The organism is Piscinibacter defluvii, assembly GCF_004011805.1.
In the GTDB taxonomy this organism is placed as follows: domain Bacteria; phylum Pseudomonadota; class Gammaproteobacteria; order Burkholderiales; family Burkholderiaceae_C; genus Piscinibacter; species Piscinibacter defluvii.
Window position 1 is genome coordinate 25,926 of the sequence record NZ_RCHJ01000035.1, and the last position, 8,492, is coordinate 34,417.

Genomic DNA, 8,492 nt, shown 5'->3' on the forward strand with positions numbered 1-8,492 from the left:
AGGGCACGACGATGCAGGACGCCAACGGTTCCCGCTTCGCGCTGCTGCTCGGCCGCGGCGACTGGACCGCCTGCCGGCTCGACCGGCCGGACCAACCGACGCTGGCCGCCGCGCTCGAGGCCGGCGGCGACGTGCCGCTGGCCTACGACGACGCGCAGCAGGCGCTGGTGCTGGCGCGCCGTGCCGGGCGCTTCCGCGCCGGCCGCGGCGACCTGCCGCCGGACCCGGCGCGGCGGCTCGGCTCGGCCGCCGACACGAACGGCAACCTGTACTGGATCGAGGCCGGCGGCGCGGCGATCCAGGTGCGCTCGGCCGGTTCGGGCCGCAGCACGCGTTTCTGGCCGGTCGAGGCCGGGGCCGACCCCGTGCGCCCCGACAGCGGCGAGTTCACGCCCGTCGAGCCGCCGGCAGCGCCGGTGCCCGCGGTGCTGCGCGGCCTGGCGGCCACCGGCGACGGCTACCTCGTCGCCGGCCGCGTGCCGGCCGCGGGCGAGCCCGGCGGGCTGCTGGTGTTCGACCTGCTCGCCGGCGGCCCGCCGCTGACGCTGCAGTGGCCCGCGCCCTGGCGCCTGGTGCCGCACGACCTCGCGCCGCGCGCGGACGGCGGCGTCGCCGTGCTCGACCGCGAGCAGCGCCGTGTCTGGCTGCTCGGCCGGCGCCTCGGCATGGTCGCGGTCGACCCGCGCGCGAGTGCGCCCGACGACGACTTCGCCGCCGCCGACGGCAGCGATCCGGCGCCCGCCAGCCCGCCGCCGGCCACGCCGCAGCCCTGGTTCGAGCTCGCCGTCACGGCCCTCGGCGGGGCCGACCCGGTGTCGGTCGAGGTGCTGGCCGACGGCGCCGTGCTGGTGCTCGACGAGGCCGGCAGCGACGGCTTCGCGCTGGTCTCGCTGTACCGCGACGGCACGCTGGTCGCGCAGGCCTCGACGAGCGGTGCGCGCGACGTGATCGCCGACGAGGACCAGCCCGGCTTCGTGCTGCGCGGCTTCGACGCCGTGCTGCACGCCGGCCGCTTCGGCCCCGAGGCGTCGTGGCAGCGCCTGCTGGTCGTGTCGCAGGAGGGCAACCAGGCGTTCGCCTTCGACCTCGACCGCGACGCCGGCGGCCTGGTGCTGCGCCCGGACGCCGGTTTCCTGCCGCTGCAGCGCTGGGGCGGCGTGGACCTGGTGGCCACCGGCGCCGCCGCGGTCGACGGCGACACCGGCGCACGCTACGAGAGCCGCGGCCGCTGGCTGCCGCTCGTGCAGCAGAACCGGCCGCGCCACGAGGCCGAGGGCACGCTGCTCGGCCCGGCCTTCGACGGCGGCGAGCCGGGCTGCGTGTGGCACCGCGTGATGCTGGACGCCTGCGTCCCGGCCGGCTGCGCGCTGCACATCGCCGCGCGCGCGGCCGACGACGCGGCGCTGCTCGACGGGCTGCCCTTCGTCGCCGAGCCCGACCCGGTGCTGCGGCCCGACGGCAGCGAGCTGCCCTGGCTGGTCGAGGGGCCCGGCGCGCGCACCGACGCCGCCGCCGGCCACGGCACCTGGGAGCTGCTGCTGCAGCGCGCGCGCGGCCGCTGGCTGCAGCTGCGCCTCACGCTCACCGGCAACGAACTGGCCACGCCGCGCGTGCAGGCGCTGCGTGCGTGGAAGCCGCGCTTCAGCTACCTGCAGCGCTACCTGCCGGCGGTCTACCGCGAGGACGCCGCGTCGGCCGACTTCCTGGAGCGCTTCCTGGCCAACTTCGAGGGCCAGTTCACCGCCTTCGAGGACCGCATCGCGGCCGCCGCGGCACTGTTCGACGTGCGCAGCGCGCGCGCCGACACGCTCGACTGGCTGGCCGGCTGGCTCGGCCTGGTGCTCGACCCGTCGCTGGCCGAGGACCGGCGCCGCCAGCTGATCCGCCATGCGGTGCAGCTGTTCAAGTACCGCGGCACCACGCAGGCGCTGCGCCTGTCGGTGCAGTTGGCGCTGTCGGACTGCGTGCCCGACGCCGAGTTCGCGCTGCCCGCGCCCTCGCAGACGCAGCCCTGGGGCGTGCGCGTGGTCGAGGCCTTCCTGACGCGCCGCATGCCGCTCGCGCTGCTGGGCGAGACCACCTTCGACGACGCGCCGCGCGAGGTGCTGCAGGGGCCGCGCTGGACACTCGCCGAAGGCGCCGAGGGGCTGCACCGGCGCTGGCGCGACTGGCTCGCCGCCCAGGGCCCGGCCGAGCCCGAAGCGCGCTTCGCGCCGCTGCCGCCGGGCACGGCACGCGATGCCGACTGGGCCGCCTTCTGCGCCGACACGCTGGGCGTCGTGCCGGAGCTGGCGCTGGGCATCGCGGCGGCTTGGGCGCAATTCGTCGCGGCCGGCTTCGCCCCCGCGCTCGGCGCGGCCCTGCCGACACGCTGGCCGGTCGACGGAGAGCCCGATGCGGACGCGCGGCGCGCCGAGTGGCGTGCCTTCCTGGCCTCGCTTGCCCTCGACGACCCGCGGCTGGCGCGCCGCCTGGCGCGCTGGCAGGGCTTCGTCGCGCGGCGCCACCTGCGCCCGGCGACGATGGCCGCGCGCACCGGCTGGCACTGGCCCGAGTTCGCGCTGCTGCCGCCACCGACCGTGCTGCCCGCCACCTCGGCCGGGCTGGCCGACTGGGCCACCTTCGAGCTGCTGCTCGAGCCGATGGCGGCACGCGCGCATGCGTTCAGCGTGCTGCTGCCGATCGCCGGGCCGCAGGCCGACGCCGACGAACTGGCGCGCCGCGTCGACCTGGCCGCGCGCATCGTGCGGCTCGAGAAGCCGGCGCACACCCGCTTCGACGTACGGCCCTACTGGGCCCTGCTGCGCATCGGCCAGGCGCGCTGCGGGCTCGACACGCTGCTCGGGCTGGGCAGCCGCACGCCCGGGCTCGCACCGCCGCTGGTGCTGGGTGCTGGCCATGTCGGCGCGGCGCGGGTCGCGCCGACCGGCCCGGTACCGAAGGACCGCTTGCTGCTGGAGTGCTGAGGCATTCCGAGAGGAGAAACGACCATGGCCTGCTGCGGAAACACCATCACCGGCGCCGGCTCGGTTGCCGTCGACGACGGCAAGCGCGTCAACTACGTGCAGGGCATGCTGCTCGGCGTCGACGACTTCGTGCAGGAGCAGGCCTACCACCGGGCCCGCCAGCACGAGCTGGCGCGCGAGCTGCTCGGCTACGGCACGGTGCGCGGCCTGCGCGTCACGGTCGACGCCGGCACCGCGCGCGTGCGCGTCACCCCGGGCATGGCCTGGACGCCCTCGGGCGCGCCGGTGTGCGTCGGCAGCGAGCAGTGCTGCGACATCAACGCCTGGCTCGCGAGCCACCGCGACGCGGTGCGCGCGGCCTTCGGCAGCCCGGCGCCCAGCCCGGCGCCGCTCACGCTGCACGTGGTGCTGTCCTACCGCGACTGCGCGGTCGACGCGGTGCCGATCCCTGGCGAGCCGTGCCGCAGCGACGACGACCTGAGTGCGCCGTCGCGCCTGGCCGACGGCTTCCGCCTCGAGCTGCGCCTGGACGCGCCGCCGCAGCGCGAGGAGATGGCGGTGCGCGACTTCGCCGACTGGATCGCGCGCGTGCCGGTGGATACCGGCTCGCCGCCGCAGGGCGAGGCCGACTTCCTGGCCGCACTGCGCGCCGCCGCGATGGCCTGGCTGGCGCCGACCTCGCCGCCGCCGCCCGAGGACTTCATGCTCGGCCTGCCGCCACCCGGCCTCGAGACCACCGACAGCCTGCTGCGCGCCGCCTTGCGCCTGTGGACCACCGAGCTGCGGCCGCTGTGGCGCGCGCGCTTCGGCTGCGGCCCGGGGGCGACCGCGCCGGGCGGCGCCGACGACGCCGTGCTGCTGGCCACGCTGCAGCTGCAGGTGGCGCCCGAGGACCTGCAGGTCGTGCTGGCGTCGATCGTGCTCGACGAGAGCCGCCGGCCGGTGCTGCTGAGCCTGCGCATGGTGCAGGAGCTGATCGCGCAGAACCCGGCGCCCGAGCCCGCCACCAGCGTGGTGGCCGAGACCGCCTACGGCCAGCTGGCCACGGCCGGCACGGGCAGCGCCTACGCACGCGCCGACCACAGCCACGGCACGCCGCCGCTGCCGGTGCTGGCCGGCGACGCGACCGGCCCGGTCGGCACGACCTCGGTGGTGCGGCTGCGCGGCCGCACGATCGAGGCCACCGCGCCGTCGCCCGGCGACGTGCTCGCGCTGAGCAGCACCAACACCTGGGCGCCGAAGGCGATGCCGCAGCCCGCGGGCAGCGTGCCGGCGGGGCTCAGCTTCGGCGGCGCCGGCGTGGTCGGCACGAACGCGACCTACGCACGCGCCGACCACGTGCACCCGCTGCCGGCGCTGCCGCCGGCGCCGCCGGTGCCGCCGGCGGCCACCACGCCGCCGACCACGCTGGCCTTCGGCGACACCGCGGCGGTCGGCACCGAGACCGCCTATGCGCGCGCCGACCACCGCCACGGCGCCGCCTCGCTGCCGGCGCTTGGCGGCGACGTGACGGGACAGATCGGCAACGTCCGCGTGGTCCGGCTGCGCGGCGTGCCGCTGGCCAAGAACGAACCGGTGCCCGGCCAGCTGCTGATGTTCGACGGCAAGAACTGGGTGCCCGGCGGCGTCGAGCCGTTCTCCTCGGGCATCGTCGCCGTCGAGCCGGCCGGCAACGCGCTCGGCGCCACGGTCACCGCGTCGGGGCCGGCCCGCGCGAAGGCGACCCGCCTCAATGCCGCGACGCTGGAGGTGGTGGTCGAGCTGCGCGAGATCGCCGACGCCGACGGCCCGCGCAAGGGCTTCACCGGCCACCTGACGCCCGAATGGAGCGACAAGACGCCGGTGCTGGCCTACCTGCGCCGCATCGAGGTGGCGGCCGCCGACGCGGTGCTGCTGAGCTTCGTGATCTTCGCCAGCGGCGAGCTGCCCAACTCGCTGCACCGCGTGCACTTCACGCTGCACCGCTTCGTGCCGGTGCAAGGCTGACGGCGATGGCCACGCGCGCGCTCGGCAGCCCCATCGCGGACCAGAGCATCCGCAACCCGAACTTCTTCAACGGCCGCCTGCTGACCGGCGGCGACCTGACGCGCGAGCAGCAGGCACGCGCCGAGTCCGACGCGCAGCTCGGCCGCGCGCACGGGCCCGGCATCGCCACCGGGCTCGAGGTGGCGCGCGTCGACGGCAGCGAGCCGGGCCTGGTGCGCGTTCAGCGCGGCCTGGCCGTCAGCGCGACCGGGCGCGTGCTGATGCTCGGCACCGACCCGGTGGTCAAGCTGGTGCAGGCCGCCGAGACCGCCAGCACCGGCGGCAGCGGCGACTTCGGCGCCTGCGGCGCGCTGCCCGGGGCGCCCTATGTCGCCGGCGACGGGCTGTTCCTGCTGACGCTCGCGCCGGCCTCGTTCGCCGAGGGCAGCGTGCCGGTGCTCGCGCTCGACCCGGTCAACGCGCGCTGCAGCAGCGACAGCCGCGTCGATGCAGTCAAGCTGCGCCTGCTGCGCGTCGACGACCTGTCGATCGCGTCGACCGACGCCGCCGCGGTCGCGAACCTGCGCAGCCGCGCCGCCTGGGCCTACCTGCGCGGCGCGGGCTGGCTGGCCGCGCACCGCGGCCTCGGCAGCGCGCCGACGCCCGGGCCGGTGGTGGCCGGGCTGACCGACTGCGACGTGCCGCTGGCGCTGGTCTACATGGTCGGCCAGGCGGTCGTGTTCGTCGACGCCTGGGCGGTGCGGCGGCGCCTCGCGCCGTCGGCCGCCAGCACCCCGTGGAGCACCTGGCTGGGCGGCACGAACGACACCCTGGCCGAGGCGCGGCTGCTGCAGTTCCAGGGCCAGCTGGCCGATACGCCGGCGCTGGCCGACGCCCCGGCGGCCGGCGTGCTGGCCTGGCTGCCGCCGGCCGGCATGCTGCCGGCGGGCACCGACTGGCGCCGCTTCCTCGGCCCGCTGCAGCCGGCGCGCGAGGTGACGCTCGCGCCTGGCGACGCGCCGGTCGTGCTGGCCGAGGCGCTGCGCGCCGACCCGATCGAGCTGGACGGCGCGGGCGCGCGGCGGATGCGCGTCTACCGCCTCGACGGCGGCGGGCCGCTGCTGTTCGTGCGCGACCTGCGCCACGTGCGCCATGCGGAGCAGGTGTGGTTCGACGCGACCCGCGGCGCGCTGCCGGGGGCCGACGACGTGCAGCAGGCGATCGAGCAGCTGCGCGCAACCACCTGCCGGCACCGCGTGCTGTGGCCGGGGCGCGCGCCCGAGTCCGCGCTGGCCGGGCTGAAGCCGGGCGACGACCTGGTGCTGTGCTTCGAGCCGGGCGAGTACCGCTGGGAGAGGACCTTCGTGATCGCCGACCTCGGCCAGGTGCACCTGCGCGGCCCGGGCGCGACGCTGGTCAACGTGGCCGGCGAATGCGCGCTGCGCATCGAGGGCTGCGGCAGCGCCGACGTGGCGGACCTGGCGCTCGAGGGCCGCAGGCCCGGCAGCGGCAAGGACAAGACCGGCCTGGGCCTGCTGGGCGCGCTGACGGTGGTCGACACGGCGCAGGTGCGCATCGAGCGCGTGCAGGCGCGCTGCGCCGACGCCGAGGGGCTGCGTGCCGCGGCCCTCGTCTGCGGCCTGCGCACCGAGGCGGTCGGCAAGCGCGCCGCGCCGCAGCTGCTGGTCAGCGACTGCGTGCTGACCGCCGGCGCGGACCAGCAGGGCCTGCTGGTGCTGAACCCGGGCGCCGCGCAGCTGCTGCGCAACCGCGTGCGCGGCAGCGGCAAGGCGGCGCTGCAGCGCGGCATCGGCGTCGGCGGGCGCAGCGCCGGGCTGCTGCAGATCGAGGGCAACCTGGTGCGAGACGCGGTGTGCGGCATCGGCGTGGGCATTTCCGACAGCGCGCGCGAGGAGGACCCGGCGCTGTCGGCCGAGCGGGTGCAGATCGAGCGCAACCAGGTCGTGCTGCAGCTGCGCGGCGACGAGAAGAGCCTGCGCTTCGGGCTGTTCGTCGGCAACGCCGACTCGGTGCTCGTGCTCGGCAACCACGTGCGGCTGCCGGGCAGCGCGGGCCGGCAGCTCGACGTGCACGGGCTGCGGCTGCACGGCCTGTACGGCGCGCAGCTGACCGTGCGCGACAACCTGTTCGACGGCTTCGCCCAGGCGGTCGCGTTCCAGCCCACCGACAAGCGCGGCGAGCTGGCGCGGCTGTGGCGCGTCGAGGACAACGTGGCGCGCGGGGACGAGAAGGGCTTCTTCCAGGCCGTCACCGACTTCAAGGACGAGCTCGTACGGCGCGACAACCACCGCCTCGAGCGACTCAAGGAGGACAAGGCTTGACCGCTCGGCCGCTGGAGACGAGCATGGGGTTTCGCGTGGTTCACGGCGCGGTAGCCGGGGCGATGCGATGGTGCTGTGCAGAACGCGGAGGTCGTTGTCGCGGTAACCCGTGCATCGATCGGTTGTACCGCCGGAAGCCTGTCAACGTCGGTAGCCTCCGGGTTCGAATCCCGGGCACGCAGGGGCGGGCCGCCCAGGCCCGCCCCGATTCCCTCTGCGCCGCGCGCCGGCGCGGCCCCGGGCCATGACCGGCGTCGTCGTCCGCCATGCGCGCGTGCCCGGTGCGGCACGCGCCCGGCCCGCCCTCGAGCACTGGCTCGCCGCGCTCGAACCGCGCGACTGGGGCCTGCCGCCCGAGGCGATCGTCGCGCTGCGGCACGCTCGCGTGCCGGCCGCGGCGGTCGGCCGCGAACCGCCGGCGCTGGCGCTCGGCGCGCTGCTGCGCGGCGCGGCGCGCCCGGCGCGCGGCGACCCGGTGGGCGCGGCCTGCCCGGCGGTGTGGTTCGCCGACGAGGCCGAACTGCTGGCCTGCCTGGCAGGCGACGCACTCGACGGCGCGCTGGCGCAGCGCTGGTGGTGGTCGCTGCTGGTCGCCGGGCGCGCGCCGGCCGGCGTGCCGGCCGTGGCCTGGGCACGCTGGGTCGCCGCGCCCCGCGCGGTGCCGGCCGCGCTGCAGCGGCTCGGCCCCGCACGGGCGCACGCCTGGCTGGTGTCGGGCGGCGCGGCGGCGCGCGCGCGGCTGGCCGAGGCGCTCGCCGGTGCCTGGCCGGTGCCGACCGGGCTGCGCGAGCGGCTGGCACGCGCCGAGGCGGACACCACGACGACGCCACCCGCCGCCAGGCCTGCGGGCGACGCGCCCCGCAGCGGCTCGCCGCCCGCAGCAGCGCCCGCGGCCCGGCAGCCCATGGCGGCGCCGGCCGCAGACACACGGCCCGCCCGTGCCGATGCGGCCGCCTGGCTGCAGGCGCTGTGCGATGTGCTCGTCGAGGCGCCGCAGCGCGCGCACGAGCTCGCGGCGATCGCGCAGCGCCTGCCGGCGCCGACCGATCGCACCGACCCGGCGCCGCCGCCCTCGAGCGCCGCGCGGTCCGCAGGCCCGGCGCGGGCCACGACGGCAAGCCCCCCGGGCGTGCTGCCGCACATGCCGGCGCAGGGCGTGGCCGCGCGGCCCCGTGCGCCGGTGCCCGCGGGGCATCGCGGTGCCGACGCCGGCCCGTCG

At 77.4% G+C, this 8,492-nt stretch carries 3 protein-coding genes and 1 pseudogene; all 4 read left to right on the forward strand.

Annotation, left to right across the window (positions count from 1 at the left end):
* Window positions 1-11 precede the first annotated feature (11 nt).
* Window positions 12-2,966: a phage tail protein gene (locus D9C15_RS31190; protein WP_128003387.1), complete on the forward strand. Its 2,955-nt coding sequence runs from the start codon at window positions 12-14 to the stop codon at window positions 2,964-2,966.
* Between the two features lie 24 nt (window positions 2,967-2,990).
* Window positions 2,991-4,952 carry a hypothetical protein gene (locus tag D9C15_RS31195; RefSeq protein ID WP_128003388.1) on the forward strand — a complete coding sequence of 654 codons (1,962 nt, stop codon included), beginning with the start codon at window positions 2,991-2,993 and terminating at the stop codon, window positions 4,950-4,952.
* Window positions 4,953-4,957: 5 nt separating this feature from the next.
* Window positions 4,958-7,273, forward strand: a complete 2,316-nt coding sequence (locus tag D9C15_RS31200; RefSeq protein WP_128003389.1) for a right-handed parallel beta-helix repeat-containing protein — start codon at window positions 4,958-4,960, stop codon at window positions 7,271-7,273.
* A gap of 244 nt (window positions 7,274-7,517) precedes the next feature.
* Window positions 7,518-8,492: pseudogene (locus tag D9C15_RS31205) on the forward strand (hypothetical protein); the annotation flags it as partial.

Excerpts from the sequence above, each read along its gene's own strand:
- D9C15_RS31190 (WP_128003387.1), top strand. The coding sequence starts at position 12 with ATGCAGGACGCCAACGGTTCCCGCTTCGCGCTGCTGCTCGGCCGCGGC.
- D9C15_RS31195 (WP_128003388.1), top strand. The coding sequence starts at position 2,991 with ATGGCCTGCTGCGGAAACACCATCACCGGCGCCGGCTCGGTTGCCGTC.
- D9C15_RS31200 (WP_128003389.1), top strand. The coding sequence starts at position 4,958 with ATGGCCACGCGCGCGCTCGGCAGCCCCATCGCGGACCAGAGCATCCGC.